Source organism: Brevundimonas diminuta 3F5N (assembly GCF_900163625.1).
GTDB classification, from domain to species: Bacteria; Pseudomonadota; Alphaproteobacteria; order Caulobacterales; family Caulobacteraceae; genus Brevundimonas; species Brevundimonas diminuta_A.
Map to the genome: position 1 here is coordinate 47,710 of NZ_FUIE01000010.1, position 26,716 is coordinate 74,425.

General features: G+C 66.0%; 27 protein-coding genes and 1 tRNA gene. 17 read left to right on the forward strand and 11 right to left on the reverse strand.

Annotated features, from left to right (window positions below; translation table 11 throughout):
* Positions 1-94 precede the first annotated feature (94 nt).
* From kdsA to FM111_RS01170, 4 genes are read left to right on the forward strand one after another with little or no spacing between them, the layout of a single operon-like run.
* Positions 95-997: a 3-deoxy-8-phosphooctulonate synthase gene (gene kdsA, locus FM111_RS01155; RefSeq protein WP_373407948.1), complete on the forward strand. Its 903-nt coding sequence runs from the start codon at positions 95-97 to the stop codon at positions 995-997.
* Positions 998-1,015: 18 nt separating this feature from the next.
* Positions 1,016-2,476: a D-glycero-beta-D-manno-heptose 1-phosphate adenylyltransferase gene (gene rfaE2, locus FM111_RS01160; protein WP_087138903.1), complete on the forward strand. Its 1,461-nt coding sequence runs from the start codon at positions 1,016-1,018 to the stop codon at positions 2,474-2,476.
* Positions 2,473-3,474 carry an ADP-glyceromanno-heptose 6-epimerase gene (gene rfaD, locus FM111_RS01165; RefSeq protein WP_256968038.1) on the forward strand — a complete coding sequence of 334 codons (1,002 nt, stop codon included), beginning with the start codon at positions 2,473-2,475 and terminating at the stop codon, positions 3,472-3,474. The genes rfaE2 and rfaD overlap by 4 nt, the downstream gene beginning before the upstream one ends.
* Complete coding sequence (locus FM111_RS01170; RefSeq protein WP_087138905.1) at positions 3,474-4,583, forward strand: DUF3089 domain-containing protein; 1,110 nt, start codon at positions 3,474-3,476, stop codon at positions 4,581-4,583. Before rfaD ends, FM111_RS01170 begins: the two co-directional genes overlap by 1 nt.
* A gap of 21 nt (positions 4,584-4,604) precedes the next feature.
* On the opposite strand, the gene FM111_RS01175 is transcribed toward FM111_RS01170, so the two are convergent.
* The 7 genes from FM111_RS01175 to FM111_RS01205 all read right to left on the reverse strand — a co-directional run bounded on the left by FM111_RS01175 (position 4,605) and on the right by FM111_RS01205 (position 12,387).
* Positions 4,605-4,982 carry a response regulator gene (locus FM111_RS01175; RefSeq protein ID WP_087138906.1) on the reverse strand — a complete coding sequence of 126 codons (378 nt, stop codon included), beginning with the start codon at positions 4,980-4,982 and terminating at the stop codon, positions 4,605-4,607.
* On the reverse strand, positions 4,979-6,484 hold the full coding sequence (locus FM111_RS01180; protein ID WP_256968039.1) for an HWE histidine kinase domain-containing protein: 1,506 nt from the start codon (positions 6,482-6,484) through the stop codon (positions 4,979-4,981). Before FM111_RS01180 ends, FM111_RS01175 begins: the two co-directional genes overlap by 4 nt.
* A gap of 93 nt (positions 6,485-6,577) precedes the next feature.
* Positions 6,578-7,708, reverse strand: coding sequence for an endo-1,4-beta-xylanase (locus FM111_RS01185; RefSeq protein WP_087138908.1), 1,131 nt, complete (start codon positions 7,706-7,708; stop codon positions 6,578-6,580).
* Between the two features lie 160 nt (positions 7,709-7,868).
* Positions 7,869-8,594: a cellulose biosynthesis protein BcsS gene (bcsS, locus tag FM111_RS01190; protein WP_087138909.1), complete on the reverse strand. Its 726-nt coding sequence runs from the start codon at positions 8,592-8,594 to the stop codon at positions 7,869-7,871.
* A 93-nt stretch (positions 8,595-8,687) separates the two neighbouring features.
* Complete coding sequence (locus FM111_RS01195) at positions 8,688-9,824, reverse strand: NAD-dependent epimerase/dehydratase family protein (RefSeq protein WP_087138928.1); 1,137 nt, start codon at positions 9,822-9,824, stop codon at positions 8,688-8,690.
* Positions 9,825-9,834: 10 nt separating this feature from the next.
* The gene (locus FM111_RS01200; RefSeq protein ID WP_256968040.1) at positions 9,835-11,280 is read right to left on the reverse strand and encodes a glycosyltransferase family 2 protein; all 1,446 of its coding nucleotides are present in this window, start codon (positions 11,278-11,280) and stop codon (positions 9,835-9,837) included.
* Between the two features lie 78 nt (positions 11,281-11,358).
* Positions 11,359-12,387, reverse strand: a complete 1,029-nt coding sequence (locus FM111_RS01205) for a UDP-glucuronic acid decarboxylase family protein (protein WP_087138911.1) — start codon at positions 12,385-12,387, stop codon at positions 11,359-11,361.
* A gap of 414 nt (positions 12,388-12,801) precedes the next feature.
* On the opposite strand from FM111_RS01205, the gene FM111_RS01210 reads away from it, so the two are divergent.
* Positions 12,802-13,110, forward strand: coding sequence for a DUF2834 domain-containing protein (locus tag FM111_RS01210; RefSeq protein ID WP_256968041.1), 309 nt, complete (start codon positions 12,802-12,804; stop codon positions 13,108-13,110).
* 77 nt (positions 13,111-13,187) lie between these two features.
* Here the strand turns inward: FM111_RS01210 and FM111_RS01215 are convergent.
* From FM111_RS01215 to FM111_RS01225, 3 genes are all read right to left on the reverse strand, one after another.
* Positions 13,188-13,262: transfer RNA gene (locus FM111_RS01215), tRNA-Val, on the reverse strand.
* Between the two features lie 105 nt (positions 13,263-13,367).
* A complete protein-coding gene (locus tag FM111_RS01220) occupies positions 13,368-14,657 on the reverse strand; it encodes a dicarboxylate/amino acid:cation symporter (RefSeq protein ID WP_087138913.1) in 1,290 nt (429 codons plus the stop codon).
* Positions 14,658-14,807: 150 nt separating this feature from the next.
* Positions 14,808-15,497 carry an HAD-IA family hydrolase gene (locus tag FM111_RS01225; RefSeq protein WP_087138914.1) on the reverse strand — a complete coding sequence of 230 codons (690 nt, stop codon included), beginning with the start codon at positions 15,495-15,497 and terminating at the stop codon, positions 14,808-14,810.
* A gap of 75 nt (positions 15,498-15,572) precedes the next feature.
* Here FM111_RS01225 and glmU point away from each other — a divergent pair, with 75 nt between their 5' ends.
* The 6 genes from glmU to FM111_RS01255 all read left to right on the forward strand — a co-directional run bounded on the left by glmU (position 15,573) and on the right by FM111_RS01255 (position 21,432).
* A complete protein-coding gene (glmU, locus tag FM111_RS01230; RefSeq protein WP_087138915.1) occupies positions 15,573-16,925 on the forward strand; it encodes a bifunctional UDP-N-acetylglucosamine diphosphorylase/glucosamine-1-phosphate N-acetyltransferase GlmU in 1,353 nt (450 codons plus the stop codon).
* Positions 16,922-17,605, forward strand: coding sequence for a ribose-5-phosphate isomerase RpiA (gene rpiA / locus FM111_RS01235; RefSeq protein ID WP_087138916.1), 684 nt, complete (start codon positions 16,922-16,924; stop codon positions 17,603-17,605). The genes glmU and rpiA overlap by 4 nt, the downstream gene beginning before the upstream one ends.
* A gap of 279 nt (positions 17,606-17,884) precedes the next feature.
* On the forward strand, positions 17,885-19,282 hold the full coding sequence (gor, locus tag FM111_RS01240) for a glutathione-disulfide reductase (protein WP_087138929.1): 1,398 nt from the start codon (positions 17,885-17,887) through the stop codon (positions 19,280-19,282).
* A 91-nt stretch (positions 19,283-19,373) separates the two neighbouring features.
* Entirely contained in the window at positions 19,374-20,120 is a 747-nt protein-coding gene (locus FM111_RS01245) for a class I SAM-dependent methyltransferase (RefSeq protein WP_087138917.1), read from the forward strand.
* A gap of 83 nt (positions 20,121-20,203) precedes the next feature.
* Entirely contained in the window at positions 20,204-21,103 is a 900-nt protein-coding gene (gene mmsB, locus FM111_RS01250; RefSeq protein WP_087138918.1) for a 3-hydroxyisobutyrate dehydrogenase, read from the forward strand.
* Complete coding sequence (locus tag FM111_RS01255) at positions 21,100-21,432, forward strand: hypothetical protein (protein ID WP_087138919.1); 333 nt, start codon at positions 21,100-21,102, stop codon at positions 21,430-21,432. Before mmsB ends, FM111_RS01255 begins: the two co-directional genes overlap by 4 nt.
* On the opposite strand, the gene FM111_RS01260 is transcribed toward FM111_RS01255, so the two are convergent.
* Entirely contained in the window at positions 21,429-22,523 is a 1,095-nt protein-coding gene (locus tag FM111_RS01260) for an agmatine deiminase family protein (RefSeq protein ID WP_087138920.1), read from the reverse strand. The two genes, FM111_RS01255 and FM111_RS01260, sit on opposite strands and share 4 nt — an antisense overlap.
* 178 nt (positions 22,524-22,701) lie before the next feature.
* On the opposite strand from FM111_RS01260, the gene hemA reads away from it, so the two are divergent.
* The 6 genes from hemA to FM111_RS01290 form a co-directional block, all read left to right on the forward strand.
* Positions 22,702-23,928, forward strand: a complete 1,227-nt coding sequence (gene hemA / locus FM111_RS01265) for a 5-aminolevulinate synthase (protein ID WP_087138921.1) — start codon at positions 22,702-22,704, stop codon at positions 23,926-23,928.
* The gene (locus FM111_RS01270; protein WP_087138922.1) at positions 23,925-24,110 is read left to right on the forward strand and encodes a DUF6898 family protein; all 186 of its coding nucleotides are present in this window, start codon (positions 23,925-23,927) and stop codon (positions 24,108-24,110) included. Before hemA ends, FM111_RS01270 begins: the two co-directional genes overlap by 4 nt.
* Positions 24,111-24,172: 62 nt before the next feature.
* Positions 24,173-24,574, forward strand: a complete 402-nt coding sequence (locus FM111_RS01275; RefSeq protein ID WP_087138923.1) for a GFA family protein — start codon at positions 24,173-24,175, stop codon at positions 24,572-24,574.
* 126 nt (positions 24,575-24,700) lie between these two features.
* Positions 24,701-25,984, forward strand: coding sequence for a serine hydroxymethyltransferase (gene glyA, locus FM111_RS01280; protein ID WP_087138930.1), 1,284 nt, complete (start codon positions 24,701-24,703; stop codon positions 25,982-25,984).
* Positions 25,985-25,996: 12 nt separating this feature from the next.
* Positions 25,997-26,470, forward strand: coding sequence for a transcriptional regulator NrdR (nrdR, locus tag FM111_RS01285; protein WP_024352817.1), 474 nt, complete (start codon positions 25,997-25,999; stop codon positions 26,468-26,470).
* The coding region (locus tag FM111_RS01290) for a RibD family protein (protein ID WP_143276016.1) at positions 26,470-26,716 on the forward strand (247 nt) is incomplete at its 3' end. The genes nrdR and FM111_RS01290, both read left to right, overlap by 1 nt.

The window sequence follows — 26,716 nt, forward strand, 5'->3', positions numbered from 1 at the left end:
TGGTCAGGCGCTGAGTCGCCTTGTAGGTTGCGAAGCCGAGGGTTCGACGCCACCTGTCCGACTCAAAGTCGCGGCATAGGCTCGCGAACCGCCGTTGAAACAAGTCGAAAGCGCCGCCGTGACCTCTCCGAACGCCGTCATCACCCTGTCCGAAGGCCTCAAGACCCCCGTCGTCATCGGCGGCGGCGCCCGCATCGTCTTCATCGCTGGCCCGTGTCAGATGGAAAGCCGCCAGCATGCGCTGGAGACGGCCCATCAACTGAAGGAGATCGGCGAGCGGCTGAACCTCGGCATCATCTACAAGACCAGCTTCGACAAGGCGAACCGCACCAGCGCCAGCGCCGCGCGCGGCATCGGCCTGAAGGACGCCCTGCCGATCTTTGCTGAAATCCGTGAAGTCACCGGCCTGCCGACCCTGACCGACGTCCACTCCGAGGCCCAGTGCGGCCCGGTCGGCGAGGTCGTGGACGTGCTGCAGATCCCGGCCTTCCTGTCGCGCCAGACCGACTTGCTGCTGGCCGCCGCCGCCACGGGCAAGGCGATAAACATCAAGAAGGGTCAGTTCTTGGCTCCCTGGGACATGAGGAACGTCATCGCCAAGGTCACGGGCGCGGGCAATCCTAACGTCATGGCCTGCGAACGGGGCGCCAGCTTTGGCTACAACACCCTGGTCAGCGACATGCGCGCCCTGCCGGTGCTGCGCGAGATCGGCTGCCCGGTCGTGTTCGACGCGACCCACAGCGTCCAGCAGCCGGGCGGGCAGGGCACGTCCTCGGGCGGCCAGCGCGAGTTTGTGCCTGTGCTGGCCCGCGCGGCTGTCTCGGTCGGCGTCGACGCCGTCTTCATGGAGACGCACGAAGATCCGGACAACGCCCCGTCGGACGGCCCGAACATGGTGCCGCTGAGCCAGTTCGAAGCCCTGGCCGCCGAACTGATCGCCTTCGACGACCTGGCCATCAAGCTCGGCCACAAGGGGCCGATGGCGAAGACGGCGTGAATCCGCTAGTTCGGCGTTATGGCTGAACGTTCTCTTGATCTCGGCGCCCTGCAGTCCCTGCTGGAGCGCGTGCGCGACCTGAAGGTCGCCTGCGTCGGCGATCTGATGCTGGATCGCTATGTCTATGGCGAGGTCAGTCGCATCTCGCCCGAGGCGCCGATCCCCGTCCTGCGCGCGCGCCGCACCGTGGCCATGCCCGGCGGCGTGGGCAACGTCGCCCGCAACGTCGCGGCCCTGGGCGGTCAGGCCCGTCTGGGCGCCGTGGCGGGCGATGATGCGGCGGGCGCCGAACTGGCCGAGCTGATCGTCGCCGAGGATCGGATCGAGGACGCCCTAATCCGTCCCGAAGGCGCCGCCACCATCGTCAAGACGCGCTTCGTCGCCGCCGGCCAGCAACTGCTGCGTCTGGACGACGAGGCCGCATTCCATTCCGGCTATGCGGACAAGGCGGTGTTTCAGGGCGCGGGCGCCATCCTGCTGTCCGACTACGCCAAGGGCGTGGTGGACGACGGCGCCATCCAGGCGGCGCTGTGGGCCGGGGCCGAATACGGCGCGCCGGTCATCGTCGACCCCAAGGGCCGCGACTTCGCTCGTTATGGCGCGGTCGACGTCATCAAGCCGAACGCCAGCGAACTGGCGGGCGCCACCGGCCTGCCGACCGAGACCGACGAACAGGTCGAGGCAGCGCTGGCCGCCCTGTTGTCCGCCACCACGGCCAAGGCCGTCATCGTTACTCGCGCGGGCAAGGGCATGACGCTGGCGAAACGGGGCGGCGGCGTCACCCACTTCCCCGGCCGGGCGCGCGAGGTGTTCGACGTCTCGGGCGCGGGCGACACCTGCCTCGCCGCGCTGGGCCTCGCTCTGGGCGCGGGCGCGACGCTGGAACAGGCGGTGCAGTTCGCCATCCTGGCGTCCGGCGTGGTCGTGGGCAAGAGCGGCACCGCCGTCGTCACGCCCGCCGAACTGATCGAGGCCGAGATGAGCCAGCACGCGGCCCTGGCCCAGTCCAAGGTCACGCCGCTGGACGAACTGGCCGATCAGGTCGAGGCGTGGAAGCGTCAGGGCCTGAAGGTCGGCTTCACCAACGGCTGCTTCGACATCCTGCACCGCGGTCATGTCGCCTATCTGGCCCAGGCGCGCGGTTGGTGCGACCGGCTGGTGGTGGCGCTGAACACCGACGCCTCAGTGCGGCGCCTGAAGGGCGAAGGCCGCCCGGTCAATGATCTGGACAGCCGCGCCGCCGTCATCGGCGGTCTGGCCAGCGTGGATCGTGTGACGGCCTTCGACGACCCGACGCCCATCGCCCTGATCGAGCGGCTGAAGCCCGACGTGCTGATCAAGGGCTCGGACTACACCAAGGACAAGGTCGTCGGCGCCGCCGAGGTCGAAAGCTGGGGCGGTGAAGTCCGTCTGGCCGACTTCGCCAACGGCTATTCCACGACGAAAACCATCGAGAAGATGACTGGAGACAAAGCATGACCCCGCGAATGATCGTCGTCACGGGCGGCGCGGGCTTCATCGGCTCCAACATCGTCGCCCGCCTGTGCGAGAGCGGCGCCTGGGACGTGGTCGTCTGCGACCGGCTGGAGACGGCCGACCTCGCCAAGTGGAAAAACATCGCCAAACACCCCATCGCTGACCTGTGGGCGCCCGAAGAACTTTTCGATCAGCTGGAACGCCACGCCGATCGCATCGAGACGGTGATCCACATGGGCGCCATCTCCTCGACGACTGAGCCGGACGCCGACCTGATCCTGCGCACCAACTTCAGCCTGTCGCGCGACATCTGGGACTGGTGCGCGGTGCGCAATGTGCGGATGATCTACGCCTCCTCGGCCGCCACCTATGGCGACGGCGAGGCCGGGTTCGAGGATCGCGACGATCCTGAGAGCCTGAATGCATTGCGTCCGCTAAACGCCTATGGCTTCTCAAAATATCTGTTCGACCAGTATGCCGTGCGCCAGGCTGATCGTGACGAGGCGCCGCCTCAGTGGGCTGGGCTGAAGTTCTTCAACGTCTATGGCCCGAACGAGGGCCACAAGGGCGGCATGAAGTCGGTCGTCGCCCAGATCTGGCCCAAGGTGCAGGCAGGCGAGACGGTCAGCCTGTTCCGCTCGCACAACCCGAACTATCCCGACGGCGGCCAGTTGCGCGACTTCGTCTTCGTCGACGACGTGGTGAACATCATCCTGTGGTTGCTGGAGCGCGAGGATATCTCGGGCGTGTTCAACGCGGGATCGGGCCAGGCGCGTTCCTTCGCCGACCTGGCGCGCGCCACCTTCGCGGCGGCGGGCAAGGAGCCGTCCATCGCCTATATCAACATGCCTGAGGCGATCCGCGACCGCTATCAGTACTTCACCGAGGCCAGCATGGATCGCATCCGCGCGCTCGGCTACGGCGGTCAATCGACGCCGCTGGAAGAAGGCGTGCGCCGCTACGTCCAGGACTTCCTGGCCCAGTCGGACCCGTACCGCTGATGCGGCCGCAGCTGACCTTTCGCCAGTGGGTCGGCTACACGGGCTTTGCGCTCGTTCTTGTGCTGACGGCGGCGGTCGCCGTCTGGCGCGGGGACATCCTGCGCGCTGGCCTGGACCCGCAGATCCCGTTCCAAACCTACAAGCCCCCGGCGGCGCCCGACTACGGGGCCCAGAGCGCCTGGGCGCTGCTGAACGCCCGCGCGCCGGGCGCTGGGCCGGCCCATGTCTTCTTCGTCCACTCCACCACCTATGACGGCGGCAGCGACTGGAACGGGGCCATTGACGACCGCCGGGCCTTGACCAAGCTGCGGACCGTCGTCCTGCCCAACTACGCCGGGCCGTTCGCCTCGGCCGGCGACGTCAGCGCGCCCTTGTATCGCCAGGCCAGCCTCTACAGCCGCCTGACGCTGCGCGAGGACGCGCGAGAGGCGCGGGCCTTCGCCTATGGCGACATCGAGACCGCCTTTGATCATTGGCTGGCGCAGCGTCCAGACGGCCCGATCGTCCTGGTCGGCGTGGAGCAGGGCGCTGATCTGGTCGACCGCCTGCTGCATGACCGCGTGGCCAGGGACGCTTCGCTCAAGGCGCGTCTGGTCGCCGCCTATCTGGTCGAAGGCGTGACGCCGGTCAGCCGCTTCACCCACACGCCCCTGTGCCGCGCGGACGATGAAGTCGGCTGCGCCCTGTCCTGGCGGGCGGTCGAGGAGAATGGCGAGGGCGAGGCCAAGCGCGTCATCCGCCGCGCCCTGACCTGGGACAATCGCGGGGCTCTGATAGAGGCGGAGGGCGCGCCTATCGCCTGCGTCAACCCGGTGACGGGATCGGTCGCTGCACCCGTGTCCGAAGCGCGCGAGAGCCGAGGCGCCACCAACGCCACCAATCTGGAATGGGGCGCGCGACCCGCGCTTCAGCGTCGCCTGGTCGCGGCCGAGTGCCGCGAAGGCATCCTGTGGCGCTCGCGCCTGAGTTCGGAGTCCTTCCGGACGCCGGTGTCCTGGGCCGATCAGCGCCGGATTCCCGCCTACAACCTCTTCTACGCCGACATTGAGGCGGACGTTCTGCGCCGCCTCAAGGCCTGGGAAGAGGCGCGGCCGGCCGCAGCCGCCTGAGGGAACAGCAGGCGGCCGCCGTCAGACCATGCTCACGTTCAGCGCGACCATCAGGGCGTCGCGAATGGCGGCGTCGGTGAAAGGCTTCTGCACCGTGGGATTGCCGCGCCAGTGCTCGGGCAGGCCGCTTTCGCCGTAACCGGTCGAGAAGACGAAGGGGACGCCCCGCGCCTTCAGAGCTTCGGCGATGGGAAACACCTCCTGGCCCGCCACATTGACGTCCAGCAGGGCGGCGTCGAGATCCGTCTCGCTGGTCACGACGCGCAGGCCATCGCCGACGTTCGATTCCGGGCCGATGACGGTGCATCCCATGTCGCTGAGAATGGTCTCCAGCAGCATCGCGACCAGGGACTCGTCCTCCACGATCAGCACGCGGCGGCCTGCAAGCACGTCGGTCATAGGGTTTCCGTTTCCAGGGGCAGGCTGATCTCGGCGCAGAAGCCTTCGGGCGGGTAGGAGAGCTGCACCGTCCCGTGCAGATCGTGGCGCACATTGCGCTCGATCAGGCGGGTGCCGAAGCCACGCCGTTCCGGCTCGGGGATAGGCTCGCCGCCCGCCTCGCGCCAGGTGATCTCGAGATAGGGCGACTTCTGATCGATCAGGCGCCAGTCGACCATGACGCGGCCGTCGCCGCTGGCCAGGGCGCCGTATTTGGCGGCGTTGGTGGCCAGTTCGTGGAAAACCATGCCCAGGGACACCGCGCGCGCCGGCGACAGGGCGACGTGCGGCCCGTTCATCGTCAATCGCCCGATGCCGTGGGCCTGGGTCTCATGCTCCAGCACGGCGCGCAGGTCGGCGCCTTCCCAGTGGCTGCGGGTCAGCAGGTCGTGGGTATGCGACAGGGCCAGGATGCGCGACTGGAAGGCGGCGGCGAAGGAGCCGGGATCCTGGTGCGTGCGCGCAGTCTGCATGGCGATCGACTGGACCGTGGCCAGGGTGTTCTTCACCCGGTGGTTCAGCTCGTCGATCATCAGCTTCTGGCGCTCTGCGGCCAGCACCACGTCGGTCACGTCATGCCCTTGGACGAAGATGCCGACGATCTGGCCTACATCGTCGCGAATGGGTTGATAGGCGAAGTCGATGTAACGGTGGTCCAGCGGACCATCCTGCGCGTGTCGCAAGGCGAAGGCGCGCTGGCGGCCATAGACCGGTTCGCCCGTCTCATAGACATCGTTCAGGAAGTCCAGGTGGCCCTGGTCGCTCAGTTCGGGCAGGGCGTCGCGCACCGGCTGACCCAGAATGTCGCGATGGCTGACCAGGCGATAGCAGGCGTCATTGCAGAACTGGATCATGTGGTCGGGGCCGTTCAGCACGGCGACAAAGCCCGGCGCATTCATCAGCATGTCGGTGAGCTGCTTGCGTTCGGCCTCGAGGCGCTGGTTGTTGGCCTCGATCTTTACGGCCCGTCGGAACACTTCGCCGCCCACCATGGCGTCCAGAGCGGACGACTGGCCCGTCTGGCCGATGGTCTTTTGGCGCAGACGCAATAGGTCGGTCACATCGCTGGTGTGCTGAAGGATGTGGGTGACCTGGCCGTTCTCATTCTTGATCGGTGTATGGGTGCAGCTCCAGAACCGATCATCGAAGACGGGCTCTCCGTCGGGGCCAGGCGTCAGAACGGGGTAGTGCAGGACCGCCAGATGATCTGGCTCGCCCGTGGCCAGCACCTTTTCGAAGGAAGCGCGGAGGCGACGGCCTTCCTCTTCGCTGTCGGGGGCGTCGCCCGGCGCGAACATTTCCATGACGTGATGGCCGATCAACGCCTCGCGCTGGCGATGGGTGACGTCGAGGTAGGCCTGGTTCATGCCGGCGAAGCGCAGGTCGCGATCCAGCAGCATATAGGGATTGGGAGAGGAGTCGAACGCCGCCACCAGATCGATTGTTTTGGCGAGCTTCCGCAAATCCAACCCCTCTTACTGCGTCCCTAACGCAGGATGAGCGGAAAGGGTGCCTGTTTCCTGGCCTGAAAATGCAGCAAAAGTAAAGGTTGAGGGCTAGGCGCTCAGGCGCAGCGCATCAGATAGGGCGTGGTACATCGGCTTGGGCCGGTAATCGACGTCATAAGGCAGGCCGCGGTTGGGCGGAGCGTCCGCATACTGACGTTGCGGCGGCTCGGACAGCCAGGAGTGGCGGTCGCTCAGGCCCCAGGTGACGACGCCGCGCACCTGGGGGAAGGCCAGCATGGTCTCTAGATAGCGACGCGTCTCATCGGCCACCTTCTGATCGCGCGCGGCCGCCGTGCCGTGGAAGCTGGATTCCTTGACGTCCAGTTCAGTCACGGTGATCTCCAGCCCCAGATCCACCAACTGCTGCGTCATGTCGCGCAGACCCTCGGCCGCCAGGGGGCCCTTGGACAGGTCCAGGTGCGCCTGAACGCCGATGCCGTCCAGCGGCGTGCCCGAGGCCCGCAGCCGTCGCGCCAGGGCGACGATGGCCTTGCGCCGGGCCTGGTCCACGGGGTTGTCGTATTCAAAGCCGTAGTCGTTGACGACCAGATGGGCCTTGGGTGCGAGAGCGCGCGCCTCTTCCAGCACGCGCTCGATGTAGGTCGGGCCGAAGGCGCGATGGAAGACGTTGCGTTTCAGGCCGCCGGCGCCGCCCTGGGTGTCGATCGGTTCGTTGATGACGTCCCAGTCGGCGATGCGGTCGCCATATCGCTTGAGCACCCGCTCCAGATGGCCGGACATCAGCGACCAGTCGCGCCGTCGCAGCATTTCCTGCCTGGCCCAGTCCGGCGTGCCCTGGTCCCACAGCAGCGTGTGACCGCGAACCTGCATCCCATGATGTTGCGAGAAGTCGAGCAGGTCATCGACCGGGGCGAAGTTGAACTCCCCCTTGCGCCACTCCAGCGAGTTCCATTTCAGATGGATTTCAGGCGTCAGCACCTGGCAGTCTCGCAGGACCGCGCCGCGCAGTTCGGCGTTCTGACGCAGTTGCTCGGCCCGAACGGCGGCGCCGAAGTATCGGCCCTGTGCGCTGGCGGCGTCAGCGAGCGTGGCGGCGGTCTTTACGGGCGGAGGGTCCAGCGGAAGGCCTTCGCGCACGGGACGCCACGCGGCCAACCCCAGGGCGGGCGCGAGCGCGGCGGCTCCGATGAAGGCTCGTCTGGTGGGTCGCGGCAGCATTCGGCTGCACCTCCTCGAGGAACGCGAGAAGGCTGCCTTACTACGCCTAACTTCTCGTTAAGGCGCAATCTTAAGAGGCGTCAGGGAAAGGAAGTTGGGCGCGAAAATGGTGTTTCCATGAGCTGAGCCGCTTTATCCACGGTCCGCTTCGCCGGCTGCTCTAGAAGCTGCGATAGAAACCGACCCGCAGATAGGCCTGTGAATCTCGCTCGTCGCCGTCGCTCAGGCCGACAGAAACTTGGATTTCTGAGCGATCATTCAACTTGAACCCGGCGACAGGGCCGATGTGATAGGCGTTGTAGTTGGTGTCGCCTTCGGCCGCGACCTCCATGCCCAGGCGCACGCGGCCGGAGGATCCGACCTGATGGGTCAGACTGGCCAGGGCGTTGTAATCGTCCACCTCAAAGCCGTAGGAGCCATACCAGTCGACCCGCCAGGGACCGGCGACATGGCCGCCGTCCAGCGAAATGATGACGCCGCCCTGGCCGCCATCGCGTCGATTGCCGGGATCGGCGGGGCTGAGGTCCGTATCGACATAGCGATAGCCGACGCCGACGCTGCCCCAGGTCGGGCCGTTGCCGAAGCGATAGATCAGCTCGGCCTGGGCGCCGGTGAAATCGGCGTCGATCTCGTTCGGACCCGAGTTGTAGTCGTAGCTGCCGGTATAGACCGACCCTCGCACCGCAAAGCCCTTGGAGTCGACAGAGCCGGGCAGGCCGATCGTCGCCCCGGCATAGGCGCTGTCGGCGACGTCCAACTGGCCGCCCGCGAACACGGTCACATCGCTTTGCGCCGAGGCCGGCGCGGCCCAGGCGACGCCCGCGCACGCCAAGGTCGCCGCCGCCAGGGCGGGCAGGGAAGTCATCGGGCGTCGATGGTGAGGCATGGGTCGGTTCCTTGCGAAGTATCGAACGCGCCAGATGCTGGCGACGCCGGCGGCAGGCACTTCAAACGCATACAGAACAGGGAGCGAGTGCTGTCAGACGACCAACCTTCCCCTGGCCAGTTGTTCCAGACTTTCGGCGCTGCGGTCAACGGGGGCGCGTGCATGGGATACCCAGGCGATCAATTCCTCCATGCCTTGATCCATGGAGCGGCGGGGCGTGAAGCCGAAGGTGCGCTCGATCTTGGAGATGTCGCCGAAGCAGTGACGGATGTCGCCGACGCGGTAACGGTTGAGCACCTCCGGCGCGATATTCTTTCCCAGCAGTCGGGCCAGGGTGCCCGCGATCTCATTGATCGAGACGGGCGCGCCGCTGCCGACATTGAACACGTCCCAGATCTCGCGGTCGTCATCCAGCACGGTGGCGAAGGCTTCGGCCACATCCTGCACATGGACGAAGTCGCGCATCTGCCGACCGTCCTCGAAGACCAGCGGGGGCTGGTCGTTCATCAGCCGCGAGATGAAGATGGCCGCCACGCCCGTATAGGGATTGCTCAGCGCTTGGCGCGAGCCATATGCGTTGAACAGCCGCAGGGCCACGGTGGGGATGCGCAGGGCTCGGCCGACCGACAGGAACATCTCCTCATGGTCGCGCTTGTTCACCGCATAGATGGAGTTGGGCTGAAGCAGCTTCTCTTCCGGCGTGGGGCAGGGCTCCAGCGGCTCTCCATCGACCATCAGATCCCAATGACGCGCCTCCAGTTGGGCGTGCGGACGGATGTCGGTGGTCACATGGGCGCCGGTCGAGGGGCGGACGTAATCCCCCTCGCCATAGATCGACATCGAGGAGGCGACGGCGATCCGTTCGACCGTGTGCGGGCGTTGGGACAGGGTCTCCAGCACGACGGCCGCCGCCATGACGTTGTTGCGGGTGTAGTCGACGATGTTGGTCATGCTCTGGCCGACGCCGACCGAGGCGGCGAGGTGGGCCAGATGGGTCACGCCGTTCAGGGCCGCCTCGAACACCCCGTCTTCCAGCAGGTCGCCCTTGATGCGGCGGGCCCGCGCGTCGAGGTAGACGGGCCACCCGTCCGCATCCAGTTCGGCGTCGCCGTGAACCTGGGGCGACAGACTGTCCAGGACCGTCACCCGATAGCCGCGCGCCAGCATGGCGTCGACCAGGTGCGAGCCGATGAAGCCCGCCCCGCCCGTGATGAGAATGTGCTTGTCCATGATCGTCTGCTTAGTGCTGGTGGTGACGAAGGGCGCCGAACTCATCCAGCTTGGTGCGGACGAGGGTGTTGTTGGCGTCGATCTTCTCGGTTCTCTGCCAAGCCAGGCCGCTGTCCCGCAGATACATGACGAAGCCCAGCGTCAGCGGGATGATCCAGACGCACCACCAGACCATGATGAAGATGGGATTGACCATCAGCATGTAGCCGAGGCGCGCGCCTGCGCCATCCAGCACCAGGTCGGTCCGCCGCCACGTCTTGATGTAGAGGCCGACCATCAGGATCGAGAAGGCGACGATGTTGAAGATCGACAGGATCACCAGCCACAGCGGCAGGAAGTCCGCGCCCTGGAAGAAGCGCCAGGCCGCCCAGACACCCAGGGGGATGCCCAGGGTGTTCACCCACATGGACATGCAGGGCAGGAAGTTCATCCACACGCGGACCCGCTCGCCGAAGCTGAAGTCCATCTCCTTCAGCGGCGTCGTCAGGCTCTGGAAGAAGCCGGCGACCCAGCGCTTCCTCTGCGTGATCCCTTCGCGGAAGGTCTCGGGCACCTCTTCGATCAGGGAGCCTTCAATGATGCCCAGCGTCCGGCCGTTCTTCCAGAACCGCTGGCCGACCTCGGGGTCTTCGATGGCGATCCAGGGGTGGAAGCTGCCCAGTTCGATCAGGTCGTCGACCTTGAAGAACAGGCCTTTGCCCAGCACCCAGTAAGGTTGCTTCGGATCGGACAGATGGCCGTATTTGGCGCCGTCCCAGGTCATGTGGTCGAAGGCGTGGAAGGCGGCGGCCAGGCTGGCGTTCAGATTACCCGCCACATTACGCGCCTGCAGCACGTCGAACCGGCGCAGGCCGATAGCCGCGGCCTTGAAGTGATCCGCCGGGGGGCAGCTGTCGGCGTCGATATAGTCGATCGTCAGCCCGCTCTTGTCCTTATAGGTCTCGGCCACGTGATAGGTGGCGTAGATCAGCTGACGTGTCTTCTTGGGCGGCAGATCCTTGACCCCGGCCCGCTTGCCGTTGTGCCACCAGTAGGCTTTCGGATTCCGGTCCCAGGCGTTCCACACCATGTCCCAGCTGGCGTCGCTGGTCGGCGGCACCGCCAGGATCTCGACAAAGGGAAAGGCCCGGCTCAGCCGTTGCAGGCTGGCGATGGTCTCGGCGTCGTTGCTGTTTGGAATGGCTAGGACGCGATAGCGGCTGGCGGGATAGTCCAGCTTGGCCAGCGCCGTGAAGGTCGTCTCCATGGTGCTCTCCAACTCCCGCAGCACGGGGTAGAGCAGGACGATGAAGGGATGGTCCGCCTCGCTGGCCGGAAGAGGCTCGTTCATGTCCACGCGCTCGACGCGCAGCGAACGGAAATACATCTCCAGCAGGAAGCTGCCGAGATACAGGATCTGGGAAAGAGCGAACAACCAGACCAGCAGGGTCGCCCAGTTTGGATCTTGAGTGTTCATCACGCCGCTCGCCCAGTTATTTGCCCAATAAGTCGGTGGTGGTTGCTCTGTCCTGTGGTGTTCCGTCTGCCCGTCGTTTCACGACGCGGTGGCGCCGCGCGGGACGACGCTTTCGCCTCGAAGTTCGGCGGTGAAATAGGCGATGGTTTGCTCCAGTCCGTCCTGCAGCGGCACCTGGGGCGACCACTGCAGATGGGTCAGCGCTCTGGAGATGTCGGGCTTCCGACGGCGCGGATCGTCGATCGGCAGCGGATGATAGACCAGCCGCGAGCGTGAGCCGGACAGGGCGATGACCCGCTGGGCCAGTTCATTGACCGTGATCTCGCTCGGGTTGCCGATGTTGACCGGCCCGTCGATCTCCTCGTCCGTGTCCATCAGACGGATGAAGCCTTCGATCAGATCGTCGACAAAGCAGAAGGAGCGCGTCTGTTCGCCCGAGCCGTAGATGGTGATGTCGTTGCCCTCCAGGGCCTGAACGATGAAGTTCGACACCACCCGTCCGTCGTCGGGATGCATCCGCGGCCCATAGGTGTTGAAGATACGCACGATCCGCGTGGTCAGGCCGTGCTGCTGGCCGAAGTCGGTCACCAGGGTCTCGGCGAACCGCTTGCCTTCATCGTAGCAGGAGCGGGGGCCGACCGTGTTGACGTTGCCGCGATAGCTCTCCACCTGCGGGTGGATTTCCGGGTCGCCATAGATTTCCGAGGTCGAGGCCTGAAAGAACCGCGCGCCGTCCGCCGCCGCTCGCTTCAGCAGGTTCAGCGTGCCGAGCGCGCAGGTCGTGGCCGTCTTCACCCGGTCATACTGGTAATGAACCGGGGAGGCGGGGCAGGCCAGATTGTAGATCTGATCGAACCGGCCAAGCGCGTCGTCCAGCGGCTCATTGATGTCCTGCGCCACCAGATGGAAGCGATCCGAACTCATCAGATGCGCGACGTTGGCGTGCCGGCCCGTATGAAAATTGTCGATGCACGTCACATGATGACCCGCGTCGACCAGCCGCCCGCACAGGTGTGAACCCAGGAAGCCTGCGCCGCCGGATACGGCGATCCGCTTGGCGGTTTTGGCGTCGTGCTTCGGCGCATAAGAAAAGCGATCGTTTGTCATCGCCTTCAGCCTTGCTGGTTGTTTACAATTTCTTGAACAACGCTACTTGCTTACTGTATTCGCGTGACAGGGGAGATCGCATGACCCCCGACGCCGTCGACAATGGCGTTAACCGTTTGTTAAGAATTGGGTTCCATTTCAGCGCCGCATATGCGCCAAATTTTTGCCCGAATCTGCCGTAGTTGACGGCGAAAGCGGCGTGGCGTGGGGGCGACAGGCCCGACGAACGCTGTATAGCGGTTGGGATCGCCGGGCCTGGGACTTCTGCCTCTCACCCTGAGGCGACGCCATGTAATCATCTGACGCGGCGCGGCGTCATCTTGTCGGAAATACTAGGCTTCTCGCCGCATGGAGACTGGTTCGAAAGGCCGTTCGACGCCTAAGGTGACGCTTCTGGCTTCAAGGGAGCGCGGTGTGACCGTCAGACACTTCTACCTGGCCATGGCGGTGGTCGGCGCCATCGTCCCTTGGCTGCTCTTCGGCTCATTCTTCTTCGAGAACGGGCCGGATGTTCCATTGTTCTTGAAGTCGCTGTTTGCGAACGGCGCCGCTGGCGGGTTCTCCGCGGACGTTCTCATCTCGATAGCGGTCTTCTTGGTCTGGTCGTGGCGAGACGCGTCCAGGAACAATGTGAGGCGTTGGTGGCTGGTGCTTCCGGCGAGTTTCCTGGTCGGTCTCTCGCTTTCCCTGCCGCTGTATCTCTATCTGCGTGAGCGAGACTGACCAGGTTCACGTGAGCCGATCAGGCCAAGACGTATGCCTGGCGCGCAGTCATCAACGTCAAAATACAGGAAAGAGAATGGTGGACGCGACAGGGATTGAACCTGTGACCCCCTCGGTGTGAACGAGGTGCTCTCCCGCTGAGCTACGCGTCCGCCTGGGAACGGGGCGGTCAGTGACTGCGCCGTCGGGAGGCGGGGACATAGCCCGCGTTTCCGACGACGGCAAGCCTCAATTCATCAAATAGCAGCGTCGCTTGCTCAGATTCCCGCCGCCCGCGCGCCTTCCGGCGTTTCGCTGTCCGGATCGCCCGGCAGCCAGGCGACGTGGCCGTTGTAGATGTCCTCGTTCAGGATGCCTTCCTCCTTGGCGACCAGGACCGGCACGACCATCTGGCCGGTGACGTTGGTGGCCGTGCGCATCATGTCGATGATGCGGTCGATGGCGATGATGTAGCCGACGCCTTCCAGCGGCAGGCCCGCCGTCGACAGGGTCAAGGTCAGCATGACGATGCTGGTCCCCGGCACGCCCGCCGTGCCCAGCGACCCCAGCACCGCCGTCAGGCCGATCAGGATGTATTGCGTCACCGTCAGGTCGATCTGGAAATACTGGGCGATGAAGATCGAGGCGATGGCCGGATAGATGGCGCCGCACCCGTCCATCTTCACATTGGCGCCCAGCGGCACGGCGAAGGCGGCGTAGGCCTGCGGCACGCCCAGTCGCTCGACCGTCTGGCGCAGGGTGACGGGCAGGGTGCCCAGCGACGACGAGGTGGCGAAGGCCGTCTGCATCGCTGCGCCCGCGCCCCGGAAGAAGCTGACCACCTTCAGCCCGTGCAGTTTCAGCAGGCCGGAATAGACGACGAAGATGTGGAACAGGCAGGCCGCATAGATGGCGAAGATGAACTTGCCCAGGGGCAGCAGCGCCTCCCAGCCATAGCCGCCGACGACCGAGCCGATCAGGCCGAACACGCCGAAGGGCGTCAGCTGGATCACCCAGCGGGTGATGCGGAAGATCAGGGCCGCGCCTTCATCCACCAGTCGGCGCGCGTTCTGCGCCCGGTCGCCCAGCGCCACCAGGGCCGCGCCTACCAGCGCCGAGAAGAAGATGATCTGCAGCACCTTGCCCTCGGCTAGGGCGGCGAAGGGGTTGGTCGGCACGACGCTCAGAAGCACCTGCAACGGCGTCGGAATCTCGCGCGCCTTCACCTCGCCCAGCGGCAGGTTTGACAGGCCGACGCCCGGATTGATGATGTGGCCGAAGGCGAAGCCGACCAGCACGGCCAGCAGGGAGGTGACGGCGAACCAGACGATGGTCCGCACCCCCAGCCGCACCGCGCCGACCCCTTCGCCCAGCTTGGCGATCGAACTGGCGATGGTGAACAGCACCAGCGGCGCCACCACCATGCGGATCAGGTTCAGATAGACGTCGCCGATCGGCTGCAGCCAGACTGGCGCCTGCTCACGCAGGATCAGTCCGGCGATGATGCCCAGGGCGAACCCGGCGGCGGTGCGTTGCCACAGGGGAATAGCGAAGAAGCGACGGAACATGACGACCCTGGGAGGAGAAACGGGTCGACCTATGTGTTTTGCAGGCGCGAAAACGGCAACAGCAGCAAGGGCGGTTGAGGGTTAGAAGTTCTAATGTCGCCTTTAGCTTTCCTGCGGCTTGCCTTCGCCGGGATGAGCGGAATTGGGGTATTATCCCCGCATCACCTCGGCCAGTGCGTCCTCGAACCTGTCATAGTGGTCGATCATCACGTCGCCGCCCAGTTCTGCGTGCGGCACGTCGTTGTAGCCGAAGCTGACGGCGATGCAGGGCACGCCTGCGTCCTTGGCCGCCTTGGTGTCCGTCGTGCTGTCGCCGACCATGACGCAGCGCGCCGGATCGCCGCCCGCCTTGCGCACGGCCTCGATGATGTGGGCGCCGCTGGGCTTGCGGGCCGAAACCGCATCCGGTCCGGCGACGAAGGCGAAGTGGCGCGTCAGGTTCAGCGCCTCGATCAGCGCCACCGACAGGTCCGTGCGCTTGTTGGTCGCCACGCACAGGATCGCCCCGCGCGCGCTCAGCCGATCCAGCGCCGCGACGCAGCCGTCGAACGGGCGGCTCTCATCGGCGATGTGAGCCAGATAAACCTCGATGAAGCGCTCGAACAGGCCGGGGGCGTGGGCCTCGTCCCAGACGGCTCCCGCTTCCATGAAGCCGTGACGCAGCATGGCCATGGCGCCGTGGCCGACCAGATGCTGGGTCGAGGACAGGGGCACGGGCGGCAACTCATACTCCGCCAGCATCCGGTTCAGCGTGCCGATCAAATCGGGAGCCGAATCCACCAGAGTCCCGTCCAGGTCGAAGGCGATGGTCCAGCCTTCCAGGTCGCGCTCAATGCTCACTCATCTGTCTCCCGGCTCGCGAAGACCCCGGCAATGGGCTAGATCGCAGGCAACGACAAGCCGCCGGATCGATTCATGACCGCACCTCACCCTCGCGCCGCCATCATCCTCGCCGCCGGTCAGGGCACGCGCATGAAGTCGCCCCTGCCCAAGGTGCTGCACCCGGTCGGCGCGCGCGCCATGCTGGATCATGCCATCGACGCGGCCGAGGCCCTGGGCTGCGAGCGCATCGTCGTCGTGGTCGGCTCGCACTCGCCGGAAGTCCGCGCCCATGTCGAGAAACGTCTCGGCGCCGACAGCATCGCTGTTCAGGATCCGCCGCTGGGCACCGGCCACGCCGTGCGCGCCGCCGAGGCCGTGCTGGGCGACTTCATCGGTCAGGTGGTCGTCACCTACGGCGATGTGCCCCTGCTGAAGGCCGCCGACATCGAGCCGGTGTTCGCCGCCCATGAAGGCGTCACCGTCATCGGCTTCGAGGCCCGCGATCCCGGCGCCTACGGCCGCCTGATCCTCGACGGCGACGCCCTGCTGGCCATCACCGAGGCCAAGGAGGCGTCAGCGGACGTGCTGGCGATCACCGCCTGCAACTCGGGCGTCATGGCCGCTCCGGTCGGCCTGCTGTTTGAGCTGTTGGCCGAGGTCACGAACGACAACGCCAAGGGCGAATACTATCTGACCGATGTGGTCGAGCTGGCCCGCAGGCGCGGCGCTCCGACCCGCGCCGTCTTCGCCGCCGAGGACTCGGTCATGGGCGTCAACGCCCAGTCCGAACTGGCCCAGGCCGAGGCCCTGTTCCAGAAGACCCAGCGCGAGCATTTCCTGGCGCAGGGCGTGACCATGAGCGCCCCCGACACCGTCCATTTCGCCTGGGATACGGACATCGGCGCGGGCACGACCATCGAACCCTACGTGGTCTTCGGTCCCGGCGCGGTCGTGGCCGAGGGCGCGCGCATCCGCAGCTTCAGTCATGTCGAGGGCGCCAAGGTCGCCACGAAGGCCGAAATCGGCCCCTACGCCCGCCTGCGTCCTGGCGCGGATCTGGGTGAGGGCGTCAAGGTCGGCAACTTCGTCGAGGTCAAGAACGTCCGCATGGATGCGGGCGCCAAGGCCAACCATCTGGCCTACCTCGGCGACGGCCATGTCGGCGCGAAAGCCAACATCGGCGCAGGGACCATCTTCTGCAACTACGACGGCTTCTTCAAACACCGCACCACGGTGGGTGCGGGCGCCTTCGTCGGCTCGAACAGTTCGCTGGTCGCCCCCGTGACCATCGGCGCGGGCGCCATGGTCGGCTCCGGCTCGGTGGTGACGAAGGACGTCGCGCCTGGCGACCTGGCCCTGGCTCGCGGTCAGCAGACGACCAAGACGGGCTGGGCCGCCCGCTTCATGGAAACCATGCGCGCGAAGAAGGCGGCGAAATCCCAATGAGCGACCTGCAGAAGAAGCACGCCGGCGAAGCCGCCGCCGCCCATGTCGAGGCCGGCATGGTGGTCGGGCTCGGCACTGGCTCCACCGCCGCCTGGTTCGTCAAGGCGCTGGCCGCGCGCAACCTGCCGGACCTACGCTGCGTCCCGACGTCCGAGCGCACCGCCGATCTGGCGCGTGAACTGGGCCTGACCCTGTCGACGCTGGAAGACACGCCCAAGATCGACCTGACCGTTGATGGCGCCGACGAGATCGGCCCCGGTCTGGCGCTCATCAAGGGCGGCGGCGCGGCCCTGCTGCGCGAGAAGCTGGTGTGGGAGGCGTCCGCCCGCTGCATCTGCATCGCCGACGCGGCCAAGGTGGTTCCGGCGCTGGGAACCTTCCCCTTGCCGATCGAGGTCGTCGCCTTCGGCCACAAGACGACCGCCAACCGCATCGCCGACGTTCTGGCCGACCACGACATCGCCTCGCCCGCCCGCGTGCGCGAGGCCGAGCGCGGCCTCATCCGCACCGACGGCGGCAACCTGATCTATGACGCCGCCTGCAAGCTGATCGCGGACCCGGCCCGCCTCGCCGCCGACCTGAAAAGCTTGACCGGCGTGGTCGAACACGGCCTCTTCCTCGACCTGACCGACCTAGCCATCATCGGCACGGATGACGGGTTCGAGACGCTCGCGCCCTGATCCACCCCCAAACTCCGCTCATCCCGGCGAAGGCCGGGATCCAGATTGTAGGGCGCCGCCTCCAAGATTTTGGACGCTGTCCGCCTGCTTCAACAGGCTGACGACGGAGTTTGCATCTGGGGCCCGGCCTTCGCCGGGATGAGCGGAGAGGGGGCATCGCCTTGCCCCCTCGTGCCCCGGCGCCTAAGTCGGGTCAGCGCTGCTGCCCAGCCGCGCGGATTTCAGACCATTCAGACGAATTGGACTCTATTTTTGAGTCTGATCCTGCCGGAGCCCTCGATGACCCAGTACGACTACGACCTCTTTGTCATCGGCGCCGGTTCAGGCGGGGTTCGGGCGGCGCGGCTGACGGCGCTGGGCGGCAAGAAGGTCGCTGTCGCCGAGGAATACCGTGTCGGCGGCACCTGTGTCGTGCGCGGCTGCGTGCCCAAGAAGTTCATGGTCATGGCCTCCGAGGTCAGTCACGCGCTTGAGATCGCCGAGGGCTATGGCTGGTCCTTCGACAATGCGAAGTTCGACTGGCCGACCTTCCGACACGCCAAGGATGTCGAGATCGCCCGCTTGTCGGGCATCTACGCCGCCAACCTGGCCAAGGCGGGCGTTGATCTAGTCCACGGCCGCGCCATCCTCAAAGACGCCCACACCGTCGAGATTCTCGCCAAGGAGGGGGGCAAGGCTCAGACCATCAGCGCCGAGAAGATCCTGATCGCCACCGGCGGTCGCCCGTGGAAGCCGGAAGGTCTGACGGGCATCGAACACGCCATCACCTCGGAAGAGGCCTTCCACCTGCCTGAATTGCCCAAACGCATCCTGATCGCGGGCGGCGGCTATATCGCGGTCGAGTTTGCCGGCATCTTCGCCGGTCTGGGCGTCGAGACGACCCTGATCTATCGCGGCCCCAACATCCTGCGCGGCTTCGACGACGATGTGCGCGCCCACCTGGCGGGCGAGATCGAGAAGCGTGGCGTCAAGGTCATCCTGGGTTGCCAGCATTCCTCGATCGAGAAGACCGACACCGGCCTGGTCAACCATCTCGAAAACGGCATGAAGATCGAGACCGACGTGGTCATGTTCGCCACCGGCCGAGCGCCCCACGTCAATGGGTTGGGCCTCGAAACGGCCGGGGTCGAGCTGAACGACGACGGCGCGATCAAGGTCGATCAGCACTCCAAGACCACGGCCGACAACATCTGGGCCATCGGCGACGTCACTGATCGCATGAACCTGACCCCTGTCGCCATCCGCGAGGCCGTGGCCTTCCATGAAACGGTCTATAGGAACAACCCGCAAAGCTTCGACTATGAAGCCGTCGCCACGGCGGTCTTCACCCAGCCGCCGGTCGGCACCGTCGGTCTGACCGAGGCCGAGGCCCGCCACGCCTGTCCGGGTGAGGTGGACGTCTACGTCACCCGCTTCCGCCCGATGAAATACGCCTTCACGGGCTCGGACGAGCGGGTGCTGATGAAGCTGGTGGTGGATGCAGAGAGCCAGCGCGTGGTCGGCTGCCATATCGTCGGCCCGGACAGTCCCGAGATGATCCAGTTGGCCGCCATCGCCGTGAAGGCGGGCCTGACCAAGGCTCAGTGGGACGCCACCTGCGCCGTCCACCCCACCATGGCTGAGGAACTGGTCACGCTGAAGGAGAAGCAGGCCCCGGCCTCCATGTCCGCCGGGTGAATGTGATCCGGGGCGGCTTGCCAGCCGCCTCATCCGCGCGCCTTATGCCGTCCGAAGGCCCCGAACGGAGCCGCAAGATCAGGAAGTCGCCATGAAGCCGCATCTGCTCGCCGCCGCCGCTGTCGCTGCTGTTCTTCTCGGCGGATCGCCCGCCTTGGCCCAGGATGCGGCCGCGCCGGCCTATCGGGCCGCTGTCGCCGACACCCTGCGTCCGGCCGACGAGGTCGCCCGCGATCCCTTGCGTCATCCGGCCGAGATGCTGGCCTTCGCCCAGGTGAAGCCGGGTCAGCGCATCGCCGACATCCGTCCCGGCGCGGGTTACTTCAGCCGCCTGTTCGCGCGCGTCGTGGGCGAGAGCGGTCACGTCTACGCCTTCGTCCCGAACCGTACGGCCGAGCGCGAGAATCCGCGCGCCGACGCCCTGGTGGCCGCCTATCCCAACGTCAGCCGCGTCAACGGCGATCTGGACGCCATGAGCTTCGACCAGCCGCTGGATCTGGTCTTCATGAGCCAGGAATATCACGACTTCCACATCCCCCGTTTCGGCGTGGACGTGGCCAAGATGAACGCCGACATCTTCAAGGCGCTGAAGCCTGGCGGTCTCTATGTCGTCATCGACCATCAGGCCGCGCCGGGCGCCGCCAACACCGTGGTCGAAAGCCTGCACCGCATCGAGGGCGCCCAACTCCGCAAGGAGGTCGAGGCCGCCGGTTTCGTCTTCGACGGTGAAAGCACGGCCGTCGCCAACACGGCCGACGACCACAGCCTGAACGTCTTCGACGAGGCGATCCGCGGCAAGACCGATCAGTTCGTCTATCGCTTCCGCAAGCCGAACTGAGGCGTCTCGTCTCAAATTGGTGACTGGCGAAGCGGGACGGGCGGCGCTAACCCTCGGCCAAAATCCATAAGGGAAACGCACAGATGACTCGCATCGCCTTCATCGGTCTCGGCAACATGGGCGGCGGCATGGCCGCCAATCAGGCCAAGGCCGGGCATGACGTGGCCGCCTTCGACCTGTCGCCCGCCGCGCTGGAACGCGCCGCCGAGGCTGGGTGCCGCACCGTCGCCTCGGTCGCCGAGGCCGTGAAGGACGCCGAGGTGGTCATCACCATGCTGCCCGCCGGGCCGCATGTGCTCAGCGTCTATTCCGACCAGATCGTCGGCGTGGCTCCGGCCAGCGCCCTGCTGCTGGACTGCTCGACCATCGACGTCGAGACGGCGCGCAAGGTCGCCGGTCTGGCCAAGGAAGCGGGCTACGCCTTCGCCGACGCCCCGGTTTCAGGCGGCACGGCGGCCGCCGACGCCGGCACCCTGGCCTTCATGGTCGGCTGCGACGAAGCCGACTTCGCCCGCGTCGAACCGGCGCTGGACCCGATGAGCCGCATCACCATCCGCGCGGGCGATCACGGCGCCGGGCAGGCCGCCAAAATCTGCAACAACATGCTGCTGGGCATTTCGATGATCGGCACGTGCGAGGCCATCGCCCTGGCCGAGAAGCTGGGTCTGGAGCCGGAACGCTTCTTCGAGATCGCGTCCAAGTCCTCGGGCCAGTGCTGGAGCGTCAGCAACTACTACCCCTGGCCCGGCCCGGTGCCGACCGCGCCGTCGAACCGCGAATACGAAGGCGGCTTCGCCACCGCCATGATGCTGAAGGATCTGAAGCTGGCCCAGGACGCCGCCGCCAAGGCGGGCGCTACGACCCCGCTTGGCGCCCAGGCCGAGGCCCTCTACGCCCTGTTCAACGGCCTCGGCTACGGCGGCAAGGACTTCTCCGCCATGGTCCAGATGTTGCGCGGCCGCATCGATACGCTGGCGCAATGACCGAAGAGCCGCCCCTCTACCACGATGATGTCGCCGGCTATCGCCAGCCGATGGTGACGTCCATCGGCATCATCATGGGCTTCCTCCTGGCCTTCATGGCTAACTGGGCGGTCAGCGAGCAGGAGGGGCGGGTGCTTCAGGATGCGGTGGACTGGCTGGTCGCCGTCACCATCCTGGTCAGCATTTCGCTGATGGTCGTCACCCTGGCTCGCTTGCTCGACAATCGGGTGCGGGAAGGCGTCGGCCGTCGCTATCACACGACCTATCGACTCTACATCGCCTCGATGGCCGTCGGACTGGCGGGACTGATCGCCGCCCTGATCATCTAGGCCGGCTGCTGCTGTGTCGCGCAGTGGATGCCGCCGCCCGATGCGCCCAGTGCGTCGATGTTCAGTTGGACGATCCGGCGTCCCGGATAGAGCGAGGCCAGAATTTCGCGCGCCTCGTCGTCCGCGGCCTGATCGCCAAACTGCGCAGCGATCACCGCTCCATTGCAGACGTAGTAGTTGACGTAGCTGGACACGAAGTCGTCCGACGTTCCGCGAATGTCGATCGGTTCAGGCAGGCGCACGATCTCCAGGGGGCGACCCCGGGCGTCCGTGGCCTGCTGGATGATCTCCAGCGTCTCGTGGGCGGCGGCCGACCAGGGATCGTCGGGGTCCATCTCGTCGTCGATCTGGATCAGCACCTGTCCCGGCGCCGTGAACCGCGCCAGGGCGTCGATATGATAGTCGGTGATGTCCTCGCCCTTGATGCCCGGCGCCCAGATCATCTTTGTGGCGCCGACAGCGGCGCCCAGCCGATCCGCGATTTCATCCGCGCTCAGGCCAGGGTTGCGGTTGTCGTTCACCCAGCAACTGGCGTGGGCCAGCATGGTCCCGGCGCCGTCATGCTCCAGACCGCCCTGTTCCCCGATCACGCCGCTGTCGATCAGCGGTAGACCCAGGCGCGCCGCCACGCGCTCGGCGATCAAGCCGTCATTGCGGTGGCGCTGCTTGTTCCCCCAGCCGTTGAAGCGAATGTGAGCGACGGCCATCTGACCGTCGACGCCCTTGACGAAGGTCGGTCCGCTGTCCCGGCACCACAGGTCGTCGGTCGGAATGTCCCAGAATTCGACCGCACTGCTGAACTTCGCGCGATCCAGGCCTCGCGCGTCAGGCGCCGCCATCATGGCCACAGGTTCGTGCTCGCCGATTGCATTGGCGATAGCGAGAATGTTCGCCTGCACGGCGGCCAGGTCGCGCGCGCCATAGACATCCACGCTGACGGGCCACTGCATCAGGGTGCGTTCGTGCTGCGCGCTTTCCATAGGCATTTCATAGCCTGCACGATGGGGCAGGGGCGACGTCGGCGCTGCGCAACCTGTTGTTCCGGCCCCGAGCGCCGCCAGTCCCGTCTGGATCATGTGTCGTCTGTTCATGCCCCTAGACTACGCCTTATGCACGGCTGGACAAAGCGTGGCCGTTGCACATGAATGAGGTCTGAGAATCGTTATCAATTAAGGGGTTGGGACGTTTTGTCCGGCTCCTGACATGGACAAGACCGGGCGGCGCGCGCAATTAGGCCGCGAAAGCTGCATAAGCGAAAGAAGCGCCGCCTTGTTCGACTATAAGTCCGCCTTTCAGAACTCTGTGGAGCAGGTCCGCAGCGAGGGGCGCTATCGCGTCTTCGCCGATCTGAAGCGGGTGCGCGGCCAGTTTCCTCGGGCGATGCGGCGTCGTGAGGACGGCACGCAGCAGGACGTCGTCGTCTGGTGCTCCAACGACTATCTGGGCATGGGTCAGCATCCGGCGGTGATCGACGCCATGCAGGCCGAGGTCGAGAAGACCGGCGCCGGAGCAGGGGGCACGCGCAACATTTCGGGCACCACGCGCTCGGCCGTGGATCTGGAAGCCGAGCTGGCCAGCTGGCACCAGAAGGAAGCGGCGCTGCTGTTCACCTCGGGCTACGTGGCCAATGAGGCGACGCTGTCGACCCTGCAGAAGATCCTGCCGGGCCTGATCACTTTCTCGGACGCGCTGAACCACGCCTCCATGATCGCGGGCATCCGCAACGGCGGCGGCGAGCGTCACATCTTCCGCCACAACGACCTGGAACACCTCGAGGAACTGCTGGCCGCCGCGCCTGCAGATGCGCCCAAGCTGGTCGCCTTCGAGAGCGTCTATTCGATGGATGGCGACATCGCCGACATCGCCGGCACCATCGCCCTGGCGAAGAAATATGGCGCCCTGACCTATCTGGACGAAGTTCACGCCGTGGGCCTGTACGGCGCGACCGGCGCGGGCGTGGCCGAGCGTGACGGCGTGCTGGACGGCATCGACATCGTCGAATGCACCCTGGGCAAGGCCATCGGCGTCATGGGCGGCTACATCGCCGCCGACGCGGTGATCGTGGACGCGGTGCGCAGCTGGGCTTCGGGCTTTATCTTCACCACCAGCCTGCCGCCCGCGCTGACCGCCGGCGCCCTGGCCTCGGTCCGCCACTTGAAGGCGCACCCGGAACTGCGCGACGCCCATCAGGAGCGCGCCGCCACCCTGAAGCGCCGCCTGACCGAGGCGGGCATTCCCGTCCTGCCCAGCGTCAGCCACATCGTGCCGGTTCACGTCGGCAATCCGGTGCACTGCAAGCTGATCTCGGACATGCTGTTGGAAGAGCACGGCATCTACGTCCAGCCGATCAACTATCCGACCGTGCCCAAGGGAACCGAGCGCCTGCGCTTCACGCCCTCGCCCGATCATGACGACGCGATGATCGACAAGCTGGTCGTGGCGATGGACAAGCTCTGGTCCCATTGCAACGTGGCGCGTCAACCGGTCGCCGCATGACGATCGACGCTGAGCTCGGCGAAGTCATCGTCGAGTTCGTCCGCAACGGCCCTTATGTGAAATGCTCAGCCGTCCACGTGGCCACCGGGCGCGAGGTCAGCGCCATGGGGCCGGACAATGAGCCGAAGTCCGTTGAACGGGTCGCTCTGGCCAAGCTGAAGCGAGCGTTAAGCCAGAGATGATCGCTGCTGTCGCTTTCTGACAGCAGTCGGGGCTTATCCTTCGGTATGACGGAGAAGCTCACATGACCCTGACCGCCGCCTGCTATTGCGGAGCCGTGAAGATCGAGGCCCCGGACCTGCCCAGGCAGGCCGCATCCTGTAACTGTACCTGGTGCTGCCGGACCGGCGCGGTCTGGGGTTATTACAGTCCGGAAGAACTGACGATCACTACGACGGGGCCGGTGGGCGACTATGCGCCCAACGGCATGAATCATCATCACTTCTGTGCGACCTGCGGCGGCAATACGCATGGCTTCTCGCCGGATTTCGGCTCTGTCTACAACTCGGACGGGACCCCGAAGGAAGGCCATCAGGCCGGCGACCTCCCCACCACCCGGATCGCGGCGATCAACCTGCGCATGGCGCTCGACCTCGACCTGTCCACGATCCAGGTCGAGCGCGTGGACGGCCGCAACAACTGGTGAGAGAGATCGGTCAGCGTCCGCGATGACGTAGTCGGCGGGCTCGCGCGCCCCTAGATGTTGTGGTGTTCAGCGGCGCGGCCTAGATAGGTTCCGCCGTTTTCGCTTTCAGCCTTCGGGGTGCCGCCTGTGACCGCCTTCACGCACGATTCCTACTTCTCCAAGAGCCTCGCTGACGCCGATCCGGCGATCTTCAAGGGCATTCAGGGCGAACTGGGCCGCCAGAAGGAGCAGATCGAGCTGATCGCCTCCGAGAACATCGTCTCGCAGGCGGTGCTGGACGCGCAGGGCTCGGTCCTGACCAACAAATACGCCGAGGGCTATCCGGGGCGTCGCTACTACGGCGGCTGCGAGTTCGTGGACGTCACTGAAGACCTGGCCCGCGAGCGCGCCAAGGAACTGTTCGGCGCCGCTTTCGTCAACGTCCAGCCCCACTCGGGCGCCCAGGCCAACCAGGCGGTCTTCTTCTCCCTGCTGCAGCCGGGCGATACGTTCCTGGGCATGGATCTGGCCTGCGGCGGTCACCTGACCCACGGCTCGCCCGCCAACCAGTCGGGCAAGTGGTTCCGTCCCGTCACCTACAAGGTGAACGAAGACGACCATCTCATTGATTATGATCACGTCGCCGAAATGGCTCAAAAGGAAAAGCCCAAGCTGATCCTGGCCGGCGCCTCGGCCTATTCGCGCCACATCGACTTCAAGCGTTTCCGTGAGATCGCGGATTCGGTCGGCGCCTATCTGATGGTCGACATGGCTCACTATGCGGGCCTGATCGCCGGCGGCGTCTACCCCGACCCGATCCCGCACGCCCACGTCGTCACCACCACGACGCACAAGACCCTGCGCGGTCCGCGCGGCGGCATGATCCTGTCCAACGACCTGGACCTGGGCAAGAAGATCAACTCGGCCGTCTTCCCCGGCCTGCAGGGCGGCCCGCTGGAGCACGTCATCGCGGCCAAGGCTGTGGCCTTCGGCGAGGCGCTGAAGCCTGAGTTCAAGCTCTACGCCCAGCAGGTCGTGAAGAACGCCCAGGCCCTGTCCGGCGTCCTGATCGAACGCGGCCTGGCCATCGTCTCGGGCGGCACCGACAGCCACCTGATGCTGGTCGACCTGCGTCCTAAGGGCGTGACCGGCAAGGCCACCGAGCATGAGCTCGAGAAGGCCCTGATGACCTGCAACAAGAACGGCGTGCCCTTCGACACCGCGCCCTTCACCGTCACCTCGGGCGTCCGTCTGGGCACCCCGGCCGGCACCACGCGCGGCTTCGGCGAGGAAGAGTTCAAGCAGATCGGTCACTGGATCGCCGACGTCGTCTCGTCGATGAACGGCGGCGATGAAGCCGATCCGGCCGTCGTCGCGGGCGTCGCCGCTCAGGTGCGCGAACTGACCGCGCGCTTCCCGATCTATCGCTAAGAGGCCCATCGGATGAAGTGCCCGTTCTGTGGAAACGCCGATACTCAGGTGAAGGACAGCCGCCCGTCTGATGACGGCGCGGCCATCCGTCGCCGTCGGTCCTGTCCGCAATGCAACGGGCGCTTCACCACCTTCGAGCGGGTGCAGCTGCGCGAACTGGTCATCCTGAAACGGAACGGCCGCCGCACTCCCTTCGACCGCGACAAGCTGGAACGCTCGCTGGGCATCGCCTTGAGGAAACGTCCGGTCCAGCCCGATCAGGTCGAGCTGCTGGTCAGCCGCATCGTGCGCCAGCTGGAAAGCCTGGGCGAGACGGAGATTCCGTCGAGCATTGTCGGCGACTTCATCATGAAGGCGCTGAAGTCGGTCGATGAGGTCGCCTACGTCCGCTACGCCTCGGTTTATAAGGACTTCCGCCACACCAGCGATTTCGCCAAATTCCTCGGCGACGAGGGTTTCGACGAGACCAAGTCCGGCCAGGACTGATGCGCCCGCGCGTCACCCTGAAGCTGGCGACCTCGCTGGACGGCCGCATCGCCACGGCCACGGGCGAAAGCCAGTGGATCACCGGGCCGCAGGCGCGCCAGCAAGGCCACCGCCTGCGCGCGGCGCATGACGCCATCCTGGTCGGGGTCGAGACCGTGCTGGCCGACGATCCCGAGTTGACGGTGCGTCTTTCCCCTTCTCCCCTCGGGGGAGAAGGTGGGCGGCGGAGCCGCTCGGATGAGGGGG

Coding starts and splice junctions, on each gene's coding strand:
- FM111_RS01205 (WP_087138911.1), bottom strand. CDS start 12,387: ATGACAAACGATCGCTTTTCTTATGCGCCGAAGCACGACGCCAAAACC.
- gor (WP_087138929.1), top strand. CDS start 17,885: ATGACCCAGTACGACTACGACCTCTTTGTCATCGGCGCCGGTTCAGGC.
- FM111_RS01255 (WP_087138919.1), top strand. CDS start 21,100: ATGACCGAAGAGCCGCCCCTCTACCACGATGATGTCGCCGGCTATCGC.
- FM111_RS01170 (WP_087138905.1), top strand. CDS start 3,474: ATGCGGCCGCAGCTGACCTTTCGCCAGTGGGTCGGCTACACGGGCTTT.
- glmU (WP_087138915.1), top strand. CDS start 15,573: ATGACCGCACCTCACCCTCGCGCCGCCATCATCCTCGCCGCCGGTCAG.
- nrdR (WP_024352817.1), top strand. CDS start 25,997: ATGAAGTGCCCGTTCTGTGGAAACGCCGATACTCAGGTGAAGGACAGC.
- FM111_RS01200 (WP_256968040.1), bottom strand. CDS start 11,280: ATGAACACTCAAGATCCAAACTGGGCGACCCTGCTGGTCTGGTTGTTC.
- FM111_RS01245 (WP_087138917.1), top strand. CDS start 19,374: ATGAAGCCGCATCTGCTCGCCGCCGCCGCTGTCGCTGCTGTTCTTCTC.
- FM111_RS01175 (WP_087138906.1), bottom strand. CDS start 4,982: ATGACCGACGTGCTTGCAGGCCGCCGCGTGCTGATCGTGGAGGACGAG.
- bcsS (WP_087138909.1), bottom strand. CDS start 8,594: ATGCCTCACCATCGACGCCCGATGACTTCCCTGCCCGCCCTGGCGGCG.
- FM111_RS01195 (WP_087138928.1), bottom strand. CDS start 9,824: ATGGACAAGCACATTCTCATCACGGGCGGGGCGGGCTTCATCGGCTCG.
- FM111_RS01275 (WP_087138923.1), top strand. CDS start 24,173: ATGACCCTGACCGCCGCCTGCTATTGCGGAGCCGTGAAGATCGAGGCC.
- FM111_RS01260 (WP_087138920.1), bottom strand. CDS start 22,523: ATGAACAGACGACACATGATCCAGACGGGACTGGCGGCGCTCGGGGCC.
- rfaD (WP_256968038.1), top strand. CDS start 2,473: ATGACCCCGCGAATGATCGTCGTCACGGGCGGCGCGGGCTTCATCGGC.
- mmsB (WP_087138918.1), top strand. CDS start 20,204: ATGACTCGCATCGCCTTCATCGGTCTCGGCAACATGGGCGGCGGCATG.
- FM111_RS01270 (WP_087138922.1), top strand. CDS start 23,925: ATGACGATCGACGCTGAGCTCGGCGAAGTCATCGTCGAGTTCGTCCGC.
- FM111_RS01220 (WP_087138913.1), bottom strand. CDS start 14,657: ATGTTCCGTCGCTTCTTCGCTATTCCCCTGTGGCAACGCACCGCCGCC.
- rfaE2 (WP_087138903.1), top strand. CDS start 1,016: ATGGCTGAACGTTCTCTTGATCTCGGCGCCCTGCAGTCCCTGCTGGAG.
- rpiA (WP_087138916.1), top strand. CDS start 16,922: ATGAGCGACCTGCAGAAGAAGCACGCCGGCGAAGCCGCCGCCGCCCAT.
- FM111_RS01185 (WP_087138908.1), bottom strand. CDS start 7,708: ATGCTGCCGCGACCCACCAGACGAGCCTTCATCGGAGCCGCCGCGCTC.